Origin of the sequence: Streptomyces sp. NPDC050842, from assembly GCF_044456565.1 — a bacterium.
Classification (GTDB): domain Bacteria; phylum Actinomycetota; class Actinomycetes; order Streptomycetales; family Streptomycetaceae; genus Streptomyces.
Genome location: NZ_JBITGA010000005.1, coordinates 408133 through 430240 on the forward strand (window position 1 = coordinate 408133; position 22108 = coordinate 430240).

Annotated in this window: 26 protein-coding genes; 17 read left to right on the plus strand and 9 right to left on the minus strand. The window is 72.9% G+C overall.

Going from position 1 to position 22108, the window contains the following annotated elements; all coding sequences use genetic code 11:
* Positions 1 to 31: 31 nt before the first annotated feature.
* The 5 genes from ACIBG6_RS18850 (at position 32) to ACIBG6_RS18870 (ending at position 4174) form a co-directional block, all read left to right on the plus strand.
* Entirely contained in the window at positions 32 to 1393 is a 1362-nt protein-coding gene (locus ACIBG6_RS18850) for a PLP-dependent aminotransferase family protein (protein WP_399223702.1), read from the plus strand.
* A 68-nt stretch (positions 1394 to 1461) separates the two neighbouring features.
* The gene (locus ACIBG6_RS18855) at positions 1462 to 1935 is read left to right on the plus strand and encodes an RrF2 family transcriptional regulator (protein WP_399224014.1); all 474 of its coding nucleotides are present in this window, start codon (positions 1462 to 1464) and stop codon (positions 1933 to 1935) included.
* A gap of 65 nt (positions 1936 to 2000) precedes the next feature.
* Positions 2001 to 3224, plus strand: coding sequence for an MFS transporter (locus ACIBG6_RS18860; protein ID WP_399223703.1), 1224 nt, complete (start codon positions 2001 to 2003; stop codon positions 3222 to 3224).
* A complete protein-coding gene (locus ACIBG6_RS18865) occupies positions 3221 to 3658 on the plus strand; it encodes a RidA family protein (RefSeq protein WP_399223704.1) in 438 nt (145 codons plus the stop codon). The genes ACIBG6_RS18860 and ACIBG6_RS18865 overlap by 4 nt, the downstream gene beginning before the upstream one ends.
* A 93-nt stretch (positions 3659 to 3751) precedes the next feature.
* Positions 3752 to 4174 carry a hypothetical protein gene (locus ACIBG6_RS18870; protein WP_399223705.1) on the plus strand — a complete coding sequence of 141 codons (423 nt, stop codon included), beginning with the start codon at positions 3752 to 3754 and terminating at the stop codon, positions 4172 to 4174.
* Here ACIBG6_RS18870 and ACIBG6_RS18875 read toward each other — a convergent pair.
* On the minus strand, positions 4132 to 4692 hold the full coding sequence (locus ACIBG6_RS18875) for a hypothetical protein (protein ID WP_399223706.1): 561 nt from the start codon (positions 4690 to 4692) through the stop codon (positions 4132 to 4134). The genes ACIBG6_RS18870 and ACIBG6_RS18875 overlap by 43 nt on opposite strands.
* Before the next feature lie 192 nt (positions 4693 to 4884).
* Between ACIBG6_RS18875 and ACIBG6_RS18880 the strand changes: the two genes are divergently transcribed.
* Together ACIBG6_RS18880 and ACIBG6_RS18885 are read left to right on the plus strand one after the other, a co-directional pair.
* On the plus strand, positions 4885 to 5853 hold the full coding sequence (locus ACIBG6_RS18880; protein ID WP_399223707.1) for an ATP-binding cassette domain-containing protein: 969 nt from the start codon (positions 4885 to 4887) through the stop codon (positions 5851 to 5853).
* Positions 5850 to 6716: an ABC transporter permease gene (locus ACIBG6_RS18885; protein ID WP_399223708.1), complete on the plus strand. Its 867-nt coding sequence runs from the start codon at positions 5850 to 5852 to the stop codon at positions 6714 to 6716. The genes ACIBG6_RS18880 and ACIBG6_RS18885 overlap by 4 nt, the downstream gene beginning before the upstream one ends.
* Positions 6717 to 6749: 33 nt before the next feature.
* Here the strand turns inward: ACIBG6_RS18885 and ACIBG6_RS18890 are convergent, their stop codons facing one another.
* From ACIBG6_RS18890 to ACIBG6_RS18905, 4 genes are all read right to left on the minus strand, one after another.
* On the minus strand, positions 6750 to 7124 hold the full coding sequence (locus ACIBG6_RS18890) for a VOC family protein (protein ID WP_399223709.1): 375 nt from the start codon (positions 7122 to 7124) through the stop codon (positions 6750 to 6752).
* A 5-nt stretch (positions 7125 to 7129) separates the two neighbouring features.
* Positions 7130 to 7558: a universal stress protein gene (locus tag ACIBG6_RS18895; protein ID WP_399223710.1), complete on the minus strand. Its 429-nt coding sequence runs from the start codon at positions 7556 to 7558 to the stop codon at positions 7130 to 7132.
* A gap of 71 nt (positions 7559 to 7629) precedes the next feature.
* On the minus strand, positions 7630 to 8253 hold the full coding sequence (locus ACIBG6_RS18900; RefSeq protein WP_399223711.1) for an FMN reductase: 624 nt from the start codon (positions 8251 to 8253) through the stop codon (positions 7630 to 7632).
* A gap of 5 nt (positions 8254 to 8258) precedes the next feature.
* Positions 8259 to 9338 (minus strand): LLM class flavin-dependent oxidoreductase, encoded by a 1080-nt coding sequence (locus tag ACIBG6_RS18905; protein ID WP_399224015.1) that lies wholly within the window; start codon positions 9336 to 9338, stop codon positions 8259 to 8261.
* A 100-nt stretch (positions 9339 to 9438) separates the two neighbouring features.
* On the opposite strand from ACIBG6_RS18905, the gene ACIBG6_RS18910 reads away from it, so the two are divergent.
* The 4 genes from ACIBG6_RS18910 to ACIBG6_RS18925 all read left to right on the plus strand — a co-directional run bounded on the left by ACIBG6_RS18910 (position 9439) and on the right by ACIBG6_RS18925 (position 12964).
* The gene (locus ACIBG6_RS18910) at positions 9439 to 9579 is read left to right on the plus strand and encodes a DUF6126 family protein (protein ID WP_383382506.1); all 141 of its coding nucleotides are present in this window, start codon (positions 9439 to 9441) and stop codon (positions 9577 to 9579) included.
* A gap of 42 nt (positions 9580 to 9621) precedes the next feature.
* On the plus strand, positions 9622 to 10848 hold the full coding sequence (gene cbiE / locus ACIBG6_RS18915) for a precorrin-6y C5,15-methyltransferase (decarboxylating) subunit CbiE (protein ID WP_399223713.1): 1227 nt from the start codon (positions 9622 to 9624) through the stop codon (positions 10846 to 10848).
* Positions 10845 to 11597 carry a precorrin-4 C(11)-methyltransferase gene (cobM, locus tag ACIBG6_RS18920; protein ID WP_399223714.1) on the plus strand — a complete coding sequence of 251 codons (753 nt, stop codon included), beginning with the start codon at positions 10845 to 10847 and terminating at the stop codon, positions 11595 to 11597. The genes cbiE and cobM overlap by 4 nt, the downstream gene beginning before the upstream one ends.
* Before the next feature lie 74 nt (positions 11598 to 11671).
* The gene (locus ACIBG6_RS18925) at positions 11672 to 12964 is read left to right on the plus strand and encodes an SGNH/GDSL hydrolase family protein (protein WP_399223715.1); all 1293 of its coding nucleotides are present in this window, start codon (positions 11672 to 11674) and stop codon (positions 12962 to 12964) included.
* Between the two features lie 73 nt (positions 12965 to 13037).
* On the opposite strand, the gene ACIBG6_RS18930 is transcribed toward ACIBG6_RS18925, so the two are convergent.
* A complete protein-coding gene (locus tag ACIBG6_RS18930; RefSeq protein ID WP_100661309.1) occupies positions 13038 to 13112 on the minus strand; it encodes a 50S ribosomal protein bL37 in 75 nt (24 codons plus the stop codon).
* 99 nt (positions 13113 to 13211) lie between these two features.
* On the opposite strand from ACIBG6_RS18930, the gene ACIBG6_RS18935 reads away from it, so the two are divergent.
* Positions 13212 to 13889, plus strand: coding sequence for a hypothetical protein (locus ACIBG6_RS18935; protein WP_399223716.1), 678 nt, complete (start codon positions 13212 to 13214; stop codon positions 13887 to 13889).
* Here ACIBG6_RS18935 and ACIBG6_RS18940 read toward each other — a convergent pair.
* Together ACIBG6_RS18940 and ACIBG6_RS18945 are read right to left on the minus strand one after the other, a co-directional pair.
* Positions 13874 to 14452, minus strand: coding sequence for a GNAT family N-acetyltransferase (locus ACIBG6_RS18940; protein WP_399223717.1), 579 nt, complete (start codon positions 14450 to 14452; stop codon positions 13874 to 13876). The two genes, ACIBG6_RS18935 and ACIBG6_RS18940, sit on opposite strands and share 16 nt — an antisense overlap.
* Positions 14453 to 14494: 42 nt before the next feature.
* Positions 14495 to 15619 (minus strand): cobalt-precorrin-5B (C(1))-methyltransferase, encoded by a 1125-nt coding sequence (locus ACIBG6_RS18945; RefSeq protein ID WP_399224016.1) that lies wholly within the window; start codon positions 15617 to 15619, stop codon positions 14495 to 14497.
* A 15-nt stretch (positions 15620 to 15634) separates the two neighbouring features.
* On the opposite strand from ACIBG6_RS18945, the gene ACIBG6_RS18950 reads away from it, so the two are divergent.
* The gene (locus tag ACIBG6_RS18950) at positions 15635 to 16360 is read left to right on the plus strand and encodes a cobalt-precorrin-6A reductase (RefSeq protein ID WP_399224017.1); all 726 of its coding nucleotides are present in this window, start codon (positions 15635 to 15637) and stop codon (positions 16358 to 16360) included.
* Here ACIBG6_RS18950 and ACIBG6_RS18955 read toward each other — a convergent pair.
* Positions 16357 to 17766, minus strand: coding sequence for a fibronectin type III domain-containing protein (locus tag ACIBG6_RS18955; RefSeq protein ID WP_399223718.1), 1410 nt, complete (start codon positions 17764 to 17766; stop codon positions 16357 to 16359). The two genes, ACIBG6_RS18950 and ACIBG6_RS18955, sit on opposite strands and share 4 nt — an antisense overlap.
* A 163-nt stretch (positions 17767 to 17929) precedes the next feature.
* On the opposite strand from ACIBG6_RS18955, the gene ACIBG6_RS18960 reads away from it, so the two are divergent.
* The 4 genes from ACIBG6_RS18960 to ACIBG6_RS18975 all read left to right on the plus strand — a co-directional run bounded on the left by ACIBG6_RS18960 (position 17930) and on the right by ACIBG6_RS18975 (position 22102).
* Entirely contained in the window at positions 17930 to 19477 is a 1548-nt protein-coding gene (locus ACIBG6_RS18960; RefSeq protein WP_399223719.1) for a serine hydrolase, read from the plus strand.
* Positions 19478 to 19651: 174 nt separating this feature from the next.
* Positions 19652 to 19951 (plus strand): hypothetical protein, encoded by a 300-nt coding sequence (locus ACIBG6_RS18965; protein WP_384137743.1) that lies wholly within the window; start codon positions 19652 to 19654, stop codon positions 19949 to 19951.
* Between the two features lie 7 nt (positions 19952 to 19958).
* Positions 19959 to 21554 carry an alpha/beta hydrolase gene (locus ACIBG6_RS18970; protein ID WP_399223720.1) on the plus strand — a complete coding sequence of 532 codons (1596 nt, stop codon included), beginning with the start codon at positions 19959 to 19961 and terminating at the stop codon, positions 21552 to 21554.
* 23 nt (positions 21555 to 21577) lie between these two features.
* On the plus strand, positions 21578 to 22102 hold the full coding sequence (locus ACIBG6_RS18975; protein ID WP_399223721.1) for a hypothetical protein: 525 nt from the start codon (positions 21578 to 21580) through the stop codon (positions 22100 to 22102).
* Positions 22103 to 22108: the final 6 nt, after the last annotated feature.

Here is a 22108-nt window from a genome sequence, read left to right on the forward strand (position 1 = left end):
CAATAGGCGCACCGCGCAGGGGAGGGGTGTCGTGGAGGAGTACCGGAGGATCGCGGACCGGGTCGAGGCGGCCGTACGGGACGGGCGGCTGAGTCCTGGCGACCGGCTGCCGCCGCAGCGGGTGTTCGCCCGCCGGCACCGCATCGCGAACTCGACGGCCATCCGCGTCTACGGGGAGCTGGCCCGGCGCGGCCTGGTCGTCGGGGAGGTCGGGCGCGGCACCTTCGTCCGGGCCGCGCCGCCGCTGCCGGGGTCCGCGCTCGCCGAGGCCACCGGGACGGCGCCCGTCGACCTCCAGCTCAACTACCCCGTGGCGGAAGGGCAGTCGGAGCTGATGGCCCGCGCGCTCGCGGCGCTCGCCCGGCCCGACGTCCTGGCCGAGGCCGTCTCGGGCCCGGCCGCCGCGACCGGCACCCCGCAAGCCCGGGAGGCGGCGGTGTCCGTCCTCGCCCGGCCCGGCTGGGCGCCGGACCCCGAGAACGTCCTCTTCGCGGGGAACGGCCGCCAGGCCATCGCCGCCGCGCTCTCCGCGCTCGTCCCGCCCGGCGGCCGGCTCGGCGTCGAGGCGCTCACGTATCCGCTGGTCAAGGCGGTCGCCGAACGGCTCGGCATCCGGCTGGTGCCGCTCGCCCTCGACGAGGACGGGATACGGCCGGAGGCGCTCGCGGCGGTCCACCGGGCGACCCCGCTGGCCGCGCTCTACCTCCAGCCGACCCTGCACAACCCGCTCTCCGCCACCATGGGCGCGACCCGGCGGGCCGAACTTGCCGGGCTGCTGCGCACCTTGGACCTGACGGCGGTCGAGGACACGACCTGGGCCTTCCTCGTACCGGACGGGATCGCGGACGGGATCGCGGGCGCGCCCCCACCCCCGCCGCTCGCCGCCTTCGCCCCCGAGCGGGTCCTCCTCGTGGACAGCCTCTCCAAGCGGCTCGCCCCCGGTCTGACCGTCGGCTACCTCGCCGTGCCCGGGCGGCTGCGGACGGCGGTGGCGGAGGCGCTGCGGTCCGGCGCCTGGACGGCGGGCGGGCTCGCGCTCGCGGCCGCCACCCGCTGGGCCGGGGACGGCACGGTCGCCGAGGTCGTCGCCGCCAAGCGCGCGGACGCGGCGGCCCGGCACGCCCTGGTCCGGCGCCATCTCGGAGGTCACGCCGTACGGACCTCCCCGCACGCCTACTCCTGCTGGTGGGAGCTGCCCGCGCCCTGGCGGGCGGAGACCTTCGCGGCGGCGGCGGCCGAGCGCGCGGGCGTGGCGGTCACCCCGGGGAGCGCCTTCGCGGTCGGCCCGGGCACGGCCCCGGACGCGATCCGGGTGGGCCTCGCGTCGCCGCCCCGCGCGGTACTGGACGCGGCGCTGGCCCGTCTCGCGGCACTGGCCGCCGACGGGCCGTGAGGCGTCGTGCCACCGTGCCCTGCCCTTGCCCCACCTATTCGCGACATGTAGAGTCCTGAATCATGAGGATGAGTGAAGGCGTGGAATGGGCACTGCACAGCTGCCTGAACCTGGCCTGGATCGGGCCGGAGCGGGCGGTCGCCTCCGCGCGCCTCGCTGCCTATCACGAGCTGCCCGCCGCCTACCTCACCAAGCAGCTCCAGGCGCTCGCCAGGGCCGGGATCGTCACCTCGGTCTCCGGGCCGAAGGGCGGCTTCCGGCTGGCTCGCGGCCTGGACCGGATCACGCTCATGGATGTCGTCGCCGCCGTCGAAGGCCCCGAGGAGGCCTTCCGCTGCACCGAGATCCGGCAGCAGGGGCCGGGGGCGGGGCCGTCCGGGTCGTACGCCGCCGAGTGCGCCATCGCCGGTGCCATGGGGCGGGCCGAACTGGCCTGGCGGCGCGAGCTCATGGCCCAGACCCTGGACGACGTCCGGGAGCGGGCGGAGCTCCAGGCGCCGGCCGCGCCCGACCGGATCCGCCGCTGGTTCGCCAACGTCTGACCTGACTGACACGACCGACCGACCGCCCTCCCGCCCGGGAGGGCTTCTCAAGGGGGTGATTCTGGATGTTAGATATCCAGGTTAGAGAACCTGGTGCCGACGGCACGCGCCACCGGTCCGGACGGCACGCCGCCGCCGTCGCCGCCGTCACGCTCGGCATCTTCGCCGTCATGACCGCCGAACTCCTGCCCGTCGGTCTCCTCACCCCGGCCGCCGCCGACCTGTCCGTCACCGAGGGCACCGCCGCCCTCATGGTGACCGTGCCCGGCCTCGTCGCCGCCGTCGCCGCGCCCCTGGTCACGGCCCGTGCGGCCGGCGCCGACCGCCGGACGCTCCTCGTCGCGCTCATGCTCCTCGCCGCCGCCGCCAACCTCGTCTCGGCGCTCGCGGGACACCTCGCGGTCGTCCTCGCCGCCCGACTGCTCCTCGGCCTCGCGATCGGCGGCTTCTGGGCCCTCGCCGGCGGCCTCGCGCCCCGGCTCGTCCCGCCCGCCGCCGTCGGCCGGGCCACCGCCGTGGTCTTCGGCGGGGTCTCGGCCGCCTCGGTCCTCGGCGTCCCCGCCGCCACCGTCATCGCCGAACAGGTGGGCTGGCGCTGGGCGTTCGCCGCCACCGGCCTCCTCTCGCTGCTCGCGGCGGCGGCCCTCCGCGCCCTGCTGCCCCGCCTCCCGGGGCGGGGTACCGGATCACCCGCGCCACAAGGCACCGGGCTCCGCGCGCTCGCCGCGCTTGTCGCCCTTCCCCGCCGCAACCGCCGCGTGTGGGCCGGGCTGCTGCTCACCCTCGCGCTCGTGACCGGCCACTTCCTCGCGTACTCCTTCGTCCGGCCCCTGCTCACCGACCACGCCCGCGTCCCCGAGGGGCTCCTCGGCGCACTGCTCCTCGGCTACGGCCTCGCGGGCGTCGCCGGGAACTTCCTCGCCGGCTCCCGGGCGTCCCGCGCCCCCCGCCGTACGCTCGCGGTCATCGCTGCCGCGCTCGGCACCGTCCTCCTGGCGGCCTGGGCGGCCCCCGCCTGGGCTGCCGGGCTGCTGCTCCTCTGGGGGCTCGCCTACGGCGGGGTCTCGGTCGCGCTCCAGTCCTGGTTCATGGCCGCCGCCCCCGACGACGTCGAGGCCGCCACCGGCCTCAACGTCAGCGTCTTCTGCCTCGCGATCGCCCTCGGCGCCCTCCTCGGCGGGCTGCTGACCGACGCGTACGACCTCACCGCGGTGCTCCTCGCGGGCGCCGCGCTCACCCTGGCCGCCGTCCCGGTGGCCGCCCTCTCCGGAAGGAACGATCCCTCATGAACGACTTCGACGACGCCGCCGACCAGCGCACCATCACCAACCCCGGCACGCTCCACGACCCCACCCCCTTCGGCTACAGCCACGCCGTCTCCGCGCCCGGCGAACTCGTCTTCATCGGCGGCCAGTACGCCTCCGACGCCACCGGCGCCCCCGTCCCCGGGGACTTCGCCGCCCAGGTCGAGCTCTCCCTCACCAACCTGCGGCTCGCCCTGGAGGGCGTCGGCCTCGGCCTCGCCCACGTCGTCCGCCTCGGCTCGTACATCGTCGATCACGACCTCGCCAAGCTGGAGGTCCTCGGCAAGGCCCTGCACGCGCACTTCGGCGAGCGGCTGCCCGCGCAGACCCTCAGCGGGGTCGCGGCGCTCGCCCTGCCGGGCATGCTCTTCGAGATCGACGCCGTCGCCGTACGGCCCACGGGGTCCCACGGGGCCTGATCCACTTGCGGGGCGCCGGGCGCGGGTGTGCCCTGGAGGGTGCGGGAACCAGGGGGCCAGAACCTGCGGGGGCGAGACGAAGGAGCTCCAGCCATGGCCGCACACGCAGCGCTACCCGCCCGAGGCCGGGCGACGACCAGCACCCGGAGCCGTACCCGCGGCTGGGCACTCCCGGCCACGCTCGGCGTGATCTACGGCTGGTACGCGGCCTTCATCCAGAAGTCCGGCGCCCCGGTCACCTGGGGACTCTTCTGGCTCGGACTGATCTCGGCGGTCGTGCTCGCCGGGGCCGTGTACGGGCTCCACCGCATCCGCCGCGCCCTGCCGCGCGAGGTCCACGCGGCCGCCTGGGGCGGCCTCGCGGGCATCGCGGTCGGCTTCCTCTACAGCCTGTCGGACGTGAGCATCCTGTCGGCGACCGTCCTCGGCCTGATCGTCGGCGGGGGCGTCGCCGCCGGTGCCTTCTACCTCTACTACACCCACGAGGACGCCGCGGGCCGCCCGGCGCCGTACTGACGCCCCGCGTCCCCGGTCCGGGTCCTGCGCCAGTAGTACGAGGTCGCCACGGCGGCGACGAGCACCGGCCAGGCCAGCAGGGGCGTGTAGCAGGCGATCAGCAGGGCGTCCTGCGCCGGGGAGGCGGGGATGCCGGGTCCGAGGTCCGCGACCGAGGCGTACACGCCCCACCCGATGAGCGCGCACAGCCCCGCCACCCCGGCGAAGGCCACGCCCGTCGCGGCGGCCGGGTTCACCCGGCGCCCGCCGAGGAAGGGCATCCACCGGGGGAAGACCTCGCCCCAGGAGCGGACGAGGCCCAGCGTGAGGAAGGCGAGCAGCTCGGAGACGACGCTGAGGCTGACGACGTACACGGATTCGCCGAAGCCCATCGTGCCGAGCTCGGCGTCCTGCATGACCGGGAAGCCCGCGACGAGCGCGAGGCGCCACAGCCCGGACGGGAGCGTGACGAGCGGGACGGCGTGGGCGGCGAGGACGGCCCAGCGGGGCACGTCGGGCAGGGCCTTGATCTTCATCATGCGTCCAGCGTCCCGCCGGGCCCCGGGCCCGGTCGTCGGCCCGGGGACGGGTCCGCCTCCGCCGCGCGGGGGAGCGGCCCTCGTCCGACGGGACGCCTTCCGACGTGGCGATCAGCGGCGGGCCGACGGAGACTGGGAGAAGCGCTCTCTTTCCGATAGTCCGGAAAGTCCCCGTCATCGCGGAGGAACGGCATGACCGACCTCGCCATCGAGACCGAGGGCCTGGTCAAGGTCTTCGGCAAGAACCGCGCAGTCGACGGCATCGACCTGCGCGTCCCCGCCGGCACCGTCTACGGCGTCCTCGGACCCAACGGCGCCGGCAAGACCACCGTCGTCAAGATGCTCGCCACGCTCCTGCGCCCCGACGGCGGCCGGGCCAGCGTCTTCGGCAAGGACGTCGTCAAGGACGCCGACACGGTACGCGGCCGGGTCAGCCTCACCGGCCAGTACGCCTCCGTCGACGAGGACCTGACCGGCACCGAGAACCTGGTCCTGCTCGGCAGACTCCTCGGCCACACGCGGCCCGACGCCCGCGAGCGCTCCGGGCAGCTCCTTGAGGCGTTCGGGCTGGCGGAGGCGGCGGACAAGCAGATCAAGAACTACTCGGGCGGCATGCGGCGCCGTATCGACATCGCCGCGTCCATCCTCAACACCCCCGACCTGCTGTTCCTCGACGAACCGACGACCGGCCTCGACCCGCGCAGCCGCAACCAGGTCTGGGACATCATCCGCGCGGTCGTCGCCCAGGGCACCACGGTCATGCTGACCACCCAGTACCTGGACGAGGCCGACCAGCTGGCGTCCCGGATCGCCGTCATCGACCACGGCAAGGTGATCGCCGAGGGCACGAAGGGCGAGCTGAAGGCCTCCGTCGGCTCGGGATCGGTGCACGTACGGCTCCGGGAGCCCGAGCAGCGCCCGGAGGCGGAGCAGGTCCTGCGGAGCGCCCTGAACGCCACCGTCCAGCTCGACCAGGACCCGGTCGCGCTCACCGCCACCGTCAACGGCCACGGGACGGACCTGGGCGCCGCCGAGCAGGCCGCCCGCGCCCTGGCCGAGCTGTCCAGGGCCGGGATCACGGTCGACAACTTCGCCCTCGGGCAGCCCAGCCTCGACGAGGTCTTCCTCGCCCTCACCGACCGGAAGGGAACGACGGCATGACCACCGTCACCACCGGCAAGGACCCGCAGACGACCGACACCCTCGACTTCGTCGCCCCGAAGGCGGACGAACTCGCGGCGCTGTTCACGGGACGGTCCCGGCCGCCGCGTCCCAGCGCGCTCTCCGCGTCGCTGACGTTCGGCTGGCGGGCCATGCTCAAGATCAAGCACGTGCCGGAGCAGCTGTTCGACGTGACGGCCTTCCCGATCATGATGGTGCTGATGTACACGTACCTCTTCGGGGGTGCGCTGGCCGGCTCGGTCGACGAGTACATCCAGTTCCTGCTGCCTGGCATCCTCGTGATGAGCGTCGTGATGATCACGATGTACACGGGTGTCTCGGTCAACACCGACATCGAGAAGGGCGTCTTCGACCGCTTCCGGACCCTGCCGATCTGGCGGCCCGCGCCGATGGTCGGCTACCTCCTCGGCGACGTCGTCCGCTATCTGATCGCCTCGGCGGTCATGCTCACGGTCGGCGTGATCATCGGCTACCGGCCGGACGGCGGCATCGCCGGAGTCCTGCTCGGCGTCGCGCTGCTGCTGGTCTTCTCGTTCGCGTTCTCGTGGATCTGGACGATGTTCGGCCTGCTGCTGCGCAGCGAGAAGTCCGTCATGGGCGTCTCGATGATGGTGATCTTCCCGCTCACCTTCCTGTCGAACGTCTTCGTCGACCCGAAGACGATGCCGGGCTGGCTCCAGGCCTTCGTGAACAACAACCCGGTGACCCATCTCGCGACCGCGGTCCGCGAGTTGATGGCGGGCCGCTGGCCGGGCGCCGACATCGCCTGGACGCTGGGCTGGTCGGCGCTGTTCGTGCTGGTCTTCGGCTGGTTCACGATGAGGCTGTACAACCGGAAGTGACCCGGCCCGCCGGTGACCCGGCCCGCCGGTGACCTATCCCGCCGTGCGCGGGGTGGTCTGCTGCACCGACCAGCGGTTGCCGTCGGGGTCGGCGAAGTAGACGAAGGAGCCCCAGGGCTGGTCGTCGATCCCGGTGACCTCGATCCCGCGTGCGGTGAGGTCGGCGTGGGCCTCCTCGATGTCGGTGACGACCACCTGCATGTTGTCGAGGGAGCCCGGGGCCATCTCCGTGATGCCCTTGCCGAAGGCGATCGAGCACGCCGAGCCCGGCGGGGTCATCTGGACGAACCGGATGTCGTCGTTGACCGGGATGTCGTGGTCGGCGTGGAAGCCGACCTTCTCGTAGAAGGCCTTGGCCCGGTCGATGTCGGTGACGGGCACGCCGATCAGTTCCAGCTTGATGTCCATGGTGGTCACTCTCCGCGGACGACGACGACGGGGCAGGGGGAGTGCTGCGTGACGTGGGACGAGACCGAGCCGAGGACCGCCGCCTTGAAGCCGCTGTAGCCGCGGTCGCCGACGACGAGGAGCGTCGCGCCCTTCGCCGCGTCGAGCAGGGCCTGCGGGGCGTTGCCGCCGACCACCGTGCGGGTGGTCCCGGCGGCGGTCTTCGGGTCGAGGGCCTTGTCCAGGGACTCGTCCAGGATCTGCTTGGCGAGCCGCTCGGGGTCGAACTCGGGCGGCACGCCCGGCATCAGCGTCGCCCACGACGCGGGGTACTCCCAGCTGATCACCGCCTGGAGGGAGTCCCCGGTGAGGGCGGCCTGCGCGGCCGCCCACTGCAGCGCCTTCAGGGCGGGCGCCGATCCGTCCACACCCACCACGATCCTGCCGCCGGCCATCGCCGACCTCCGTTCGTTGTCGGGAACCCCAGGGAAACTCAGGGACGTTCCCCCACAACGTAACAAAGGGGTCAATCCAGGCGCAGGTCGGCCAGCTGCTTCTCGAAGGGGACGATCTCGTCCTCGTCGGCCCGCCGGGACGGCCGGGCGGCGACCGCGTCCGCCAGTTCGTGGCCCGCCCGGGTGATCCGGGACGGCAGTCCGTCCGTCCACTCGTCGCCGCCCGAGCCCCAGTCCTCCGACGCCGCGTAGACGGCGGTGGGGACGACGAGGGCCCGCAGGTAGGCGAAGAGCGGCCGCAGGGCGTGGTCCAGGACGAGCGAGTGACGGGCGGTGCCGCCGGTCGCCCCGATGAGGACGGGGGTGCCGGTCAGCGCCGCCGGGTCGATCAGGTCGAAGAACGACTTGAAGAGACCGCTGTACGAGGCGGTGAAGACCGGGGTCACCGCGACGACCCCGTCCGCGCCGGTCACCGCGTCGATCGCCTCCTGGAGCTTCTCCGAGGGGAAGCCGGTGACGAGGTTCTTCGCGATGTCGAGGGCCAGGTCGCGCAGTTCGACGACCTGGACGTCGACGGCGTACTCCTGCTCGGCCAGCCGGTACCGCGTCGCCTGGAGCAGCCGGTCGGCGAGCAGCCGGGTGGAGGAGGGTGCGCTGAGTCCGGCGGAGACCGCGACCAGCTTCAGGGTCTGCATGGTGGTCAGACCTCCTTCTTCGTCTGGACAGCGGGGTGCAGCGGGGCGGTCTCCGGGACGCCGGCCGGGCGCAGGTTCGCGAACTCCTTGCGCAGTACCGGGACGACCTCCTCGCCGAGGATGTCGAGCTGCTCCAGGACCGTCTTGAGGGGCAGTCCCGCGTGGTCGACGAGGAACAGCTGGCGCTGGTAGTCGCCCACGTAGTCGCGGAAGGACAGGGTGCGCTCGATGACCTCCTGCGGCGAGCCGACGGTCAGCGGGGTCTCCCGGGAGAACTCCTCCAGGGACGGGCCGTGGCCGTAGACGGGCGCGTTGTCGAAGTACGGGCGGAACTCCCGTACCGCGTCCTGGGAGTTCTTGCGCATGAAGATGTGGCCGCCGAGGCCGACGATGGCCTGTTCGGGGGTGCCGTGGCCGTAGTGCGCGTACCGCTGCCGGTAGAGCCGGACCATCTTCTCGGTGTGCTGCTTGGGCCAGAAGATGTGGTTCGCGAAGAAGCCGTCGCCGTAGTAGGCGGCCTGCTCGGCGATCTCGGGGGAGCGGATGGAGCCGTGCCAGACGAACGGCGGGACGCCGTCGAGGGGGCGCGGGGTGGACGTGAAGCCCTGGAGGGCCGTGCGGAACTTGCCCTCCCAGTCGACGACGTCCTCCCTCCACAGCTTGTGGAGGAGCGCGTAGTTCTCGATGGCGAGCGGGATGCCCTGGCGGATGTCCTGCCCGAACCACGGGTAGACCGGCCCGGTGTTCCCGCGGCCCATCATCAGGTCCACCCGGCCCTCGGCGAGGTGCTGGAGGGTCGCGTAGTCCTCGGCGATCTTCACCGGGTCGTTGGTGGTGATGAGGGTCGTGGAGGTGGACAGGATCAGGTTCTCGGTGCGGGCGGCGATGTGCCCGAGGAGGGTGGTGGGGGAGGAGGGCACGAACGGCGGGTTGTGGTGCTCGCCCGTGGCGAAGACGTCGAGCCCGACCTCCTCGGCCTTGAGCGCGATGGCGACGGTGTCCTTGATCCGCTCGTGCTCGGTGGGGGTGCGGCCGGTGGTGGGGTCGGCCGTCACGTCGCCGACGGTGAAGATCCCGAACTGCATCGTGCTCACCTCTCGCGTTCCTGATTAGTGGTTGAAGCTTAAACTAACACGTCCAACGGTGCACCCTCCCGACGTATTCCCGGCCCGTACCCTGGACCGCATGACGGAGAAGACGTATGACGACGAGCGCTGGAAAGAGCGCGGTGTCATGCTCCGCGTCTTCGTGTACGTCTTCGCGACACACGCCTTCGCGGGCTTCGTCTGGCTCCTCTTCTACGTCGGGCAGAACGCCCAGAAGTGACCCAGCGGTAGCCGCCCCGGGGCCTCACGTAGAGTCCCCGACGTGAACGCTGCGATATCGGTCGTCGGAATCGGCGCGGACGGGTGGGACGGACTCCCCGAGAACTCCCGCCGCCCCCTGCGCGCCGCCGAGGTGCTGATCGGCGCCCCGCGCCAGCTCGACCTCCTCCCCGCCGGCGAGTGCCCCGGCGAGCGGATCGCCTGGCCCTCTCCCCTCCGACCCGCCGTCCCCGGACTGCTCGCCGCCCACGAGGGCCGCGCGGTCGCCGTCCTCGCCAGCGGCGACCCGTCCTTCCACGGCATCGCCCGCACCCTCGCCGAGACCGCCGGCGCCGCGGCCCTCCGCGTCCACCCGCACCCCTCCTCCGTCTCGTACGCCTGTGCCCGCCTCGGCTGGCCCCTGGAGGACGTCGAGACCGTCTCCCTCGTCGCCCGGCCGCTCGCCGCGCTCTCCGCCGCCCTCCACCCCGGCCGCCGGCTCCTCGTCCTCGGCGAGGGCCCCGGCACGCCCGCCGAGGTCGCCGCGCTGCTGCGCCGCACCGGCTGGGGCGGCACCCGCGTCCGCGTCCTCGAACAGCTCGGCGGGCCCGCCGAGCGGCTCCTCGACGCCACCGCCGCCGACTGGCCGTACGAGCGGACCGACGCCCTGCACGTCCTCGCGCTCGACTGCGTACGCGACCCCGGCACGCTCCGGCTCGGCGCCGCGCCCGGCCTGCCCGACGAGGCGTACGAGCACGACGGGCAGCTCACCAAGCGGTACGTCCGCGCCGCCACGCTCGCCGCGCTCGCCCCCGCCCCCGGCGAACTCCTCTGGGACATCGGCGGCGGCTCCGGCTCCATCGGCATCGAATGGATGCGGACCCACCGCTCCTGCCGGGCGATCGCGGTCGAGAAGTCCCCCGAGCGCGCCGAGCGCATCACCCGCAACGCCGACACCCTCGGCGTCCCCGCCCTCCGCGTCGTCACGGGACCGGCCCCCGCGGCGCTGACCGGCCTCCCCGCCCCCGACGCCGTCTTCATCGGCGGCGGCCTCACCGTCCCCGGCCTCCTCGACGCCTGCTGGGACGCGCTCCCGCACGGCGGGCGGCTCGTCGCCAACACCGTGACCCTCGAATCCGAGGCGCTGCTCGCCGACCGCTACCGCCGCCACGGCGGCGAACTGGTCCGGCTCGCCGTCGCGGCGGCCGTGCCGGTGGGCGGGTTCACGGGCTGGCGCCAGGCGATGCCGGTCACGCAGTGGTCCGTCACCAAGTCAGGAGAACGAGCATGACCGTCTACTTCATCGGCGCGGGCCCCGGCGCGGCCGACCTGATCACCGTGCGCGGCGCGCGGACCCTCGCGACGTGCGGGGTCTGCCTCTACGCCGGCTCCCTCGTCCCCACCGAGCTGCTTGCCGAGTGCCCGCCGGACGCGCGGCTCGTCGACACGGCCCAGCTCGACCTGGACAAGATCATCGCCGAGATCGTCCGCGCCCACGAGGACGGCCACGACGTGGCGCGGCTGCACTCCGGCGACCCGTCCGTCTTCAGCGCGGTCGCCGAGCAGATGCGCCGCCTGGACGCGCTGGACATCCCGTACGAGGTCGTGCCGGGCGTCCCGGCGTTCGCCGCGGCCGCGGCGGCGCTCAAGCGGGAGCTCACCGTCCCCACCGTCGGGCAGACCGTGATCCTCACCCGGATCGCCCAGCAGGCCACCCCCATGCCCGAGGGCGAGGACCTCGCGACGCTCGGCCGCAGCGGCGCCCTGCTCGTCCTCCACCTCGCCGCCCGCTACGTCGACCGGGTCGTCGGCGAACTCGTCCCGCACTACGGCGCGGACTGCCCGGCCGCGGTCGTGGCGATGGCGAGCCGCCCCGACGAGCTGGTCCTGCGCGGCACCCTCGACGACATCGCGGAGCAGACGAAGGCGGCCGGCATCACGAAGACGGCGGTCATCCTGGTGGGCCGCACACTCGCGGCCAAGGAGTTCCGCGACAGCCACCTGTATGACCCGGCGCGGGACCGCGACCACGTCTGCTGATCTTTTTCCTCTCTCGTCGGTCACATCCGATCGCCTTGGCGCGTCAGTGAGTTGACCGACGAGAGGAACGAACCATGCACACCCTGCCCCGACGCACGCTGACCGCCGCCGCACTGACCGCCGCACTCCTGGCGACGGCCGTCCTCCCTGCCACCGCGCACGGCGGCAGCGGCGGCAGCCGCTGGAACGGCGCGTGGACGGCGGCCGTGCAGCGGCCCTCCACGAACTTCTACCCCAACTGGTCCGAGCAGGGGTTCGACCACCACTCCGTCCGCCAGGTCGTCCGGACGTCCGCCGACGGCTCCGCCCTGCGGATCAGGGTCTCCAACGCCTACGGCACGACCCCGCTCCGGCTGACCGGGGCGAGCGTCGCCCGGTCCGGCGACGGGGCGGCCGTGCAGCCGGCGACGCTCAGGACCGTACGGTTCGCGGGGGCGGCGTCGGTGGCGGTCCCCGCCGGGGCGAAGGCGGTCAGCGACGCGGTCCCGCTGCCGGTGAGGGCGGGCGAGCGGCTGACGGTGACCCTGTACTTCGCCGGGGCGACCGGCCCGGCGACGTACCACGACCTCGCCCAGGGGACCTTCGCGTACCGCGCGAGCGGGGACCACCTGCGGGACACCGGCGCGGGCGCGTACACCGAGACGAGCAAGTCCTGGTACTACCTGGAGGGCGTCGAGGTCGCGGGTCTCCCCGCGCGCTCGGCCGTCGCGACCTTCGGCGACTCGATCACCGACGGATACGGGGCGACGGAAGGCGCCGACGAACGCTACCCGGACCAGCTGTCCCGGCGCCTCGCCGCCGAGGGCCGGCCGCGGCCCGTCCTCAACACGGGCATTGGCGGGAACCGGATCCTGAACGACTCCGCCTGCTTCGGCGAGAAGGCCACCACTCGCTTCGCCCGGGACGTCCTCGACCAGCCCCGGGTGGGCACGGTCATCGTCCTGGAGGGCACGAACGACCTGCTGTTCGGGTACATGGACCCGACGTACTTCCCGTGCGGCCTCCCGAACGCCAGGCCGACGGCGGCGGAACTGATCGAGGGCCACCGCGCACTGATCCGCGCGGCCCACGCCAAGGGGATCCGGGTGGTCGGCGGCACGATGATCCCGATGAAGGGCTCCAAGGCGGCGCCCCAGTACCCGGCGGAGGCGTTCGCCCCGATGGAGGCCGTCCGCGACGAGGTCAACGCCTGGATCCGGACGAGCGGCGAGTACGACGCGGTCGTCGACTTCGACCGTGCCCTGGCCGACCCCGCCCCCGGCAACGAGGACCTGCTGAACCCCGACTACGACTTCGGCGACGGCCTCCACCCGAACACGGCGGGCTACGCGGCGATGGCGCGGGCGGTCGACCCGAACGCCCTGTGACGGACCGGCCGGGCCCGGACGGACCGAAGGCCGGGCCCACGGGCCCGGCCACCGTCATCCTGACGACCACCGCTCAGGCGTTGGGCCGCTTGCCGTGGTTCGCCTTCTTCTTCTTGCGGGCCCGGCGCTTGTTGCCTCGCTTCGCCATGGGACTCCCTCTCATTCGTGGGGGTATGTTCCGGTAAGCGTAGATTCGGGTCGAGGGGGCCGCACGTCGGCTGTCGGCGCCGTGCTGTCTCATGGACGCGTGACCGTTTACGACGTCGCCCGGGCGCTGCCGGGCATCGAGGAACTGCGCGACCACTCCCGGGGGCTCGCGATGCTGGACGCCGTCCTGAGCCCGGAGTGGGAGAGCCGGTACTACTCCTTCGACGCGCACTGGTCGGAGACCGAACAGCTGGCGTCCATGAAGGACGGTTCCGGCGGCGAGTACACGATCGTCCTCTCGCCGGCGGGGGCGTTCGCGCGGGTCTTCGACCACGAGTCGCCGCTGAGCCCGTTCGGGGCACTCGCGGACGGGCAGACCTGGCCCGGGGTGCTCGACGGCGTCCCGGAGGCCTTCGGGGAGTACCTGACGGAGCCCGCGTTCACGGACGAGGACGGGGTGCACGTGACCACCGCCTGCCTGTGGCGCGAGACCACGGACACGGCCTGGCGGACCGGGCCGGTCGCCTTCCCGGACCTGGACGGGCACGAGGACCCGGACGGCTCCGGCCGCTTCCTCCGCCTGCTCACGGACCGCTCGGCCGAGGCGTACGCGGAGTGGGCCTCGGACTACTACGAGCGCCCCGTCGACCTCGGAGCCGTACGACACGTCCTCGCCCTGCGCCCCCTGACCCCGGAGGTCGTGGCGGCGCTCAACCCGGAGACGGACCTCGCCGGCCTCGCGGAGGACGTACGGGAGATCGGCTACCCGGCCGTCTGACGTACGCGATCGGCCCGGGCAGCCGCCCACTCCGGCGCCAGCACCGACATCACCGTCGCGTCGACCCGCTCGCCCTCCCACAGCAGCGCCCCGCGCAGGACGCCCTCGGCCGTGAAGCCGGCCTTCTCGTAGGCGCGGCGGGCGCGGGGGTTGAAGGCGTACACCTCCAGGTGGATGCGGTACAGGCCGAGCCCCTCGAAGCCGTGGTCGACGATCAGGCGCGTCGCCTCCGTGCCGAGGCCCCGGCCGACCGCGTCCGGGACGAAGACGACGCGGAAGGAGCAACTCTCGTTGTCCTCGTCCCATTCGTTGAGCACGACCTCGCCGACGACCCGGCCCGTCGCCCGCTCCACGACGGCGAGGTCGAGCCGGTCGTCCTGCGCGCCCCGCGACCCGTACCACTTCCGTAGCGCCGGCTCGTCGAAGTGCGTGTGGCACCCGGTGAGGCGCGTGATCTCCTCGTCCTCGAAGAGCGGCAGCAGCGCGGGCACGTCGTCCTCCGTGACGGGACGGAGGACCACCAGGTCACCGGTGAGCGTGGGCTTGTGCGAGAAGTCGGTCATCCCCGGATTCTCGACGGCCGCCCGGCGTGCTGTCGCGGCGATTTACGCGCCGGGGCCCCGTACCGACGAGCGGCCCACGACCGTGCCCGCGCGGTCGATGCAGATCACGTCCACCGCGACCGGCGCGCCCCGCAGGACCGCGAGGGACTCGTCGCGGGCGCGGGCGGCGACGAGGTCGCCGAGGGGCACACCGGCGGCCTCGCAGAGGCGGAGCGCGGCGAGGCCCGTGTTGGCCTCGGCGATCTCCGCGGCGAGGGCCTCGGAGGCGCCGCCGGTGCGGGCCAGGTCGGCGAGGAAAGCCTTGTCGACCTGGGAGCGGGCCGAGTGGAGGTCGAGATGGCCCGCGGCCAGCTTGGACAGCTTGGCGAAGCCGCCGCAGACCGTGAGCCGGTCCACGGGGTGGCGGCGGATGTACTTGAGGACCGCGCCCGCGAAGTCGCCCATGTCGAGGAGCGCGATCTCCGGCAGCTCGTACAGCCCGGCGACCGTGCGCTCGGAGGTCGAGCCGGTGCAGCCGGCGACGTGCGTGAGGCCGCCCGCGCGGGCCACGTCCACGCCCCGGCGGATGGAGTCGATCCACGCCGAGCAGGAGTAGGGGACGACGACGCCGGTCGTGCCGAGGATCGACAGGCCGCCGAGGATGCCGATCCGCGGGTTCCAGGTGGAGCGGGCGATCTCGGCGCCGTTGTCGACGGAGACGGTGATCTCGACGTCCCCGGGCGCCCAGTGCCGCGCCGCGACCGCGGCGACGTGCTCGCGCATCAGCTGCCGGGGCACGGGGTTGATCGCGGGTTCGCCGACCTCCAGGGGGAGGCCGGGCAGGGTGACCGTGCCGACGCCCTCGCCCGCCCGGAAGACGACGCCGGAGCCGGGCGGCAGGAGCCGTACGGTCGAACGGATCACCGCGCCGTGCGTGACGTCCGGGTCGTCGCCCGCGTCCTTCACGACGGCCGCCATGGCCGTGCCGCCGGCCAGGGACTCGGCGGTGAGCGCGAACGCCGGCGTCTGCCCCTTCGGCAGCGTGATCGTCACCGGGTCGGGGAACTCGCCGGTCAGGAGCGCGGTGTACGCGGAGGTCGTCGCCGCCGTCGCACAGGCACCGGTCGTCCACCCCGGGCGCAGACCGGTGTGCTTGAGTTGGGCCTCGCGCCCGCCGCCCGACGTCATGAAGAGGCTCCTGTGCTGCACATACTCATTCTCGGGGGGACGACCGAGGCCCGCGCGCTAGCCGGCCTGCTACACGGCGAGGTCCGGGTCACCAGCTCCCTCGCCGGCCGGGTGGCGAACCCCCGGCTGCCGGCCGGGGAGGTCCGGATCGGCGGGTTCGGCGGCGCGGACGGACTCGCGGCCTGGCTGCGCGAGCACGCCGTGGACGCGGTCATCGACGCCACCCATCCCTTCGCCGAGCGGATCAGCTTCAACGCGGCCCGGGCGGCCGCCACCGCCCATGTTCCCCTGCTGGCGCTGCGCCGTCCCGGCTGGGTCCCGGTGGCGGGCGACGACTGGCACTCCGCGGCCTCCCTGGAGGAGGCGGCAGGGGCACTGGACGGTCTCGGCGACCGGGTCTTCCTGACCACGGGCCGCATGGGCCTCGCGGCCTTCGCGGACCGCCCCGAGTGGTTCCTGGTCCGCTCGGTCGACGCCCCGGACGCGCCGATGCCGGCCCGCACCGAGATCCTCCTCGACCGGGGCCCCTTCACCCTGGACGGCGAGCGGGAGCTCCTCGCCCGCCACCGGATCGACGTCCTGGTGACGAAGGACAGCGGCGGCGCGGCGACGTCCCCGAAACTGACCGCGGCCCGCGAGGCGGGCATCCCGGTCGTGGTCGTCCGCCGCCCCCCGGTCCCGGAGGGCGTCGCACTGGCGGCGACCCCGGAGGAGGCCGCCGCCTGGGCGATTCCCGGCTAGGGGATGTCGGGCGTGCCGAGTTCGGTGACCTCGACCCAGTTCATGTCCGGGTCCGTCGCGTACATCTCGTTGAGCCACGTGTCCGTCGCGATCACGCCGTAGAGCACGTTCTCGCCGTCGGGCACGTTGCCGTGGAGGTAGGACGAGGCGTCGGGTCCGAGGTACTCCCCGAGGCGGTACGCGATCCACCCCGTCTCGCCCTCGCCGTTGTCGTACCACTCGGCCCGGAAGATCCTGTAGTACTTGACATCGGGCTCGGGGCTCGGGGTCCACTCCAGGAGCACACCGTCCTCGCGCGGGGTCGCCTTGAGCCCGGTGATCGGCGCGGGGGCGACGAGGTCGCCCTTGGTCGTGAGGCTGGCCGTGGCGGCCGCGGACGCGTTGCCGGCCCGGTCCACGGCCCTGACCGTGTACGTGTACGTCGTGCCGGGTGCGACCCCGGCCTGGCGCCACTCCGTGAAGTCGACCGTCTCACTGAGCACGCCGTCGAGATAGACGCGGTACGCGACGACGTCCGTGCCGGAGGGGGCGGTCCAGCTGAGGTCGGCGCCCGAGGTGTCGTTCTCCACCGCCCGCAGGGCCGTCGGCGCGCCCGGAGCCGTCCGGTCCACGGAGGTGATGGGGAGGTCGACGGTGCCGGTCGACTCGTTGCCCGCCCTGTCCACGGCACGGATCTCGTACGCGTACGACTGGCCGGTGGGCGGGGGGCTGTTGGTGAAGGTGGTGGTGAGCGGTGAGGTGGTGCCGCCGACGCGGGACCAGGCGGTGGTGCCGGTGAGGCGCCGGTAGACGCGGTAACCGGCGAGGTCCATCTCCTTGTTCGCCGTCCAGCGCGTGGTGACCTTGTTGAGGGTCTTGTCGTAGGCGATCGTGAAGCCGGCCGGCGCGAGCGGGCGGACCTTGTCCGTCGTCGCCGAAGTGATCGGCGCGTAGCCGAACTTGACGTTCGCGGCGCCCGTCCAGGTCGCGTAGTGGACCGTGAGGGTGTGGCGGCCCGCCGGGATCGTGACGTTGACCGTCTTCTTCTGGGTCGTGGAGACGTTCTTCCAGAGGTCGATCTTGCGGACGCCGTCGAGGCTGACGCGGATGCCGTCCTGCGCCTCCGCGGTGAACGTGAAGGGGCCGCCGGAGCCGAAGTCGCGGGTGAGGGTCCAGCGAACGCCGAAGTTGTCCTTCGGCAGCGTGGTGACGGCCGGGTCGCCGAGGCCGTAGTTCTCGGCGATGACGCTGTCGCAGGTGACCAGCTTGGGCGTGCCCGTGAGCGTGGTGTTGGCGTAGTAGTCCGCCTTCCACAGCGGGGAGGCACAGGTGACGGCCGCTGCGGCCGGGGTGGCGGTCAGCAGACCGCCGGATGCGACGAGGGCGGCCGTGGTGGCCAGCGCGCTCAGCCGGGTACGAGTGATCACGAAGAGTGGGGCCCTTTCCGGACCTGCGGGATGACCTGCGGGGAACAGACGACGCGTGGGGGGAAGGGGCGGTGCGGGTGGGGCCGGTGTTCCGCCGGAGGGGGACTTTACCGGCCCGTTCCTTCCGCGCGACAGGGGATTCCGCTCGGCGTTCAATGGAGGGGTGGGTACCGTCCGCTGGCTGGTCACGGCGGGGCTCGTGGCGCTGTTGGGCGCCGCGCCGAGCCCCTCGCCCACCCCCGATCCGCCGCCTCCGCAGCCGCCGCCCGTGCTCGACCGGGCGGACGTGGACCGGGCGGTCGGCCGGCTCGACGCGACCGTCACGGACCTGATGAAGCGCACCGGCGTCCCCGGCGTCTCCGTCGCCGTCGTGTACGAGGACCGGGTCGTCGCCGTGAAGGGGTACGGGGTCCGTGAGGTCGGCAAGGAGGCCCGGGTCGACGCCGACACCGTCTTCCAGCTGGCCTCGGTGTCGAAGCCGATCGCGTCCACCGTCGTCGCCAGGGCCGTCGGAGTCGACGGCTGGCAGCGTCCCGTCGCCTCCGACCTGCCGGAATTCCGGCTGAAGGACCCGTGGGTGAGCTCCCACGCGACGGTCGCCGACCTGTTCTCGCACCGCAGCGGCCTGCCCGACCACGCGGGCGACCTCCTGGAGGACCTCGGCTACGACCAGGAGTACATCGTCTCCCACCTGCGGTACGAGCCCCTCGCGCCGTTCCGCGCGAGCTACGCGTACACCAACTTCGGTCTGACGGCGGCCGCCGAGGCCGTGGCCGAGCGGGAGGGCGTGCCGTGGGAGAAGCTCGCCGAGGACACGCTCTACAAGCCCGCCGGCATGAACGACACCAGCTCCCGCTTCGAGGACTTCGCCGACAACGCCGACCGGGCCGTCGGCCACGTACAGGAACCCGACGGCAGCTGGAAGGCGCGGTACGTCCGCGACCCGGACGCCCAGTCACCGGCCGGCGGCGTCAGTTCCTCGGCCAGCGACATGGCGACCTGGATGCGGCTCCAGCTCGCGAACGGCGAGCTCGACGGGCGCCGGATCGTCGACGAGGACGCCCTGCTCGTCACCCACCACCCCCAGGCCGTGTCCTCGCCGCCGCACGCACCGGCCGGCCGGACCGGTTTCTACGGCCTCGGCTGGAACGTGTCGTACGACGACGAGGGCCGGCTGCGCCTCTCGCACACCGGGGCGTTCGCGCTCGGCGCGCACACCAACGTCACGATGCTGCCGGGCGAGCAGCTCGGGATCGTCGTCCTCACCAACGGCGCCCCGGCCGGCGTCGCGGACACCGTCGCGCTCGACTTCTTCGACACGGCGCAGGACGGCGAGCCGAGCCGGGACTGGCTGCCGCTGGTCGACGGCATCTACCAGCAGCAGGAGGAGGCGGGCCGTTCGGAGACGGACTTCGCGAAGCCGCCCGCCGACGCCACCGCCGCGAAGGCCGCAGACGCCTACACCGGGACGTACGCCAACGACTACTACGGCAAACTGACGGTGGCAGAGGAGGACGGCGGCCTGGTGCTGAAGCTGGGGCCGGAACCCCAGTCGTACCGGCTCACCCACTACGACGGAAACACGTTCAGCTTCCCGACGCGCGGCGAGAACGCCGTCGGCCCGACCGGAGTCACCTTCTCCCCGGACGGGAAGACCGTCCGCGTCGAGTACCTGGACCAGGAGGGTCTGGGCACCTTCACCCGCGACTGACCGCGGATCGCCAAGACGCGGCGGCTCGGGTGCAGTTGCGAACGGCGCCACCGCGCCGACCCGTGCGGTGAGCGGGGAGATCACAGTTTCGGCTTTGCTCTTGATCACGACTGGGTGGGGTCGGCTAGTCTCGCCCGGGTATCGGAAGCATGGCGTGCGTATCGGGGGACACACGTGGGTTGGGATCTCAACGTCTCGGCGGGGGAACTGCGGGCTTCGGCCGGCGCCGCCGACGCTCTGGCGGCGGACTTGCAGGAGCCGCTGCGCAAGGCGGGCGCCGATCTGGCGTCGGCCGCCGCGGCCTTCGGACCGTGGACCGTGGGCCCGCGGATGTCGCAGACCGGCGAGGGCTGGGGCTCGGGCCTGGAGACCCTACGGGGCCGGCTCACCGAGCACGCGAACGGGCTCCGCCATCTCGCCGACGGGCGCGACGTCATGGAGCAGGACGTCATCTCCTGCTTCCAGGGCTGGTGACGGCGCCGTGACGGAGCACTTCGCCCAGTTGATGAAGCAGGACTTCGCGGACCTGGACAGCGCCGTGGGCTCCTGGAAGAAGCTCGCCGACGCCCTGTCGCAGACGCAGACGGGCAGCGGCAGGCGGGTGACCGGACCGCTGCACAAGGCGGGCTGGACCGGCGTCAGCGCCACGTACGGCCTCGAAGCGATGGAGGCCACGGAGAGCAAGCTGGGGACGGGCCGCACCAACGCCCAGCTGATCGCCACCACCCTGGACACCCTCAACACCAAGATGCAGGCGGCGCAGCGCAAGCTGCGCGCCGCCGTCACCGACGCGGAGGCCGCGGGCCACACCGTCCGCGACGACGGCTGGGTCGAGCCCAAGCAGGCCGTGGACCCGAAGTACCACAACGACCCGGATTACGCGGACGTCCAGCGCGACGCCAACTCCGGGCTCGGCGGCTTCCGCGCCCGGATCGACGCGGCCGTGGCGGAGGCGGAGGCGGCGAGCAACGAGGGCGCCGAAGTCCTGCGCCAGATCGACCCCTTCGACCTCGACAAGCGCTACGGCGGCGCCCATGCCCAGGAGGACGCGGCCCGGGTCGCCGCCTTCGCGGGCATCGACAAGAAGGACATCCCCGACGGTACGGACCCGCAGCGCTCGGCGGACTGGTGGAAGGGTCTGGACGAGGAGGAGCAGCGCCTGTACCTGGCGGCGTACCCGGAGCAGGTCGGCGGTCTCGACGGCCTGCCCGCGACCACCCGCGACCAGGCCAACCGGACCGTGCTCGACATGCGCCTCAACGACTACGCGCTGCGCGAGGGGAGCCTCGGCTACCACGACCGCTCCAGTTACCAGGGCCTGCAGGCGCTGAAGGACCGGATGGACAAGTCGGACACGGCCCCGGAGCACAAGCAGCTCCACCTGTTGGGCTTCAGCACGGAGGGGGACGGCAGGGCGATCGTCTCGGTCGGCAACCCGGACAAGGCGGCGCACACGGCGGTGTCGGTGCCGGGGACGGACAACCAGCTCGACAACTTCACCGACTCGATCGACCGGGCGGAGAAGCTGCAGGACGCGGCCGGTGAGCGCACCCCGGGCCAGGGCAAGGACGTCGCCGTCATCGCCTGGCTCGACTACGACGCCCCCGAGCCGGACCTCGGCGTCACCACGCCGGGCCGGGCCGAGGACGACGCCGAGACCCTCCGCGACTTCACTCACGGACTGCGCGCCTCGCACGAGGGTGAGCGGACCCACATGACCGTCGTCGGGCACAGCTACGGCTCCACCATGGTGGGCACGGCCGATTCCGGCGGCCGGGGACTGGACACCGACGACATGATCGTCGTCGGCAGCCCGGGCCTCAACGTGGACCGGGCCGACCAGCTCCACGTCTCGCCCTCCCGGCTCTGGGTCGGCGCGGCGCCGGACGACGGCGTCATTAACTGGGCCGCGGACAAGACCCTCGGTGAGAACCCGGCCGACCCCGCCTTCGGCGGCCAGCAGATGTACGTCGACACCAGTGGCCACAGCGGCTACTGGAACGACGACAGCCAGAGCCTGGCCAACCAGGGGCGCATCATCGCCGGGAAGCAGCCGGAGAGCGGTCCCGCCTCATGACGCCCCCGACCCGGAGGAGTCCCGTGACCCGACCTGTGATCCGGAGGGCTTCGCTCGCCCTCGTACCTGTTCTCGTACTGCTCCTGGGGGGCTGTGTGTCCGACGAAGCGAAGAACGATCCGCTGCCCCGCATGAGCAAGGAGAAGGCGGAGGAGTGGGCCGAGCACTGGACGAGTTCCATGGCGCGCACGGCCGGGGCCGAGGCCGTCGCGTCGACCCGGCAGGCGAACTTCTCCAACTGCCTCGGCAAGGGCGGGGAGTCGGCGAGCGACGGCCGCTTCACCCTGCGGTACAACCTCCGCGCGAAGCTGCCCAGGGACCGGCAGACGGCGGGCATCCGCGCGATCAAGGACGAGCTGGAGAAGCAGGGCTTCGAGATCCAGGGCTACCGGTCCGACCCGGCCAAGGATCCCGTGAACCTGGTCGACGCCAGGCAGCCGGACCAGCGCTTCGCCGTCTCCGCGGAGGACCTGGACGACCAGCTGATCGTGCTCGTCGTGAGCACCCCCTGCCTCCTGCCGCCCGACGCCGAGCAGCAGGAGTTCTGACCTCCG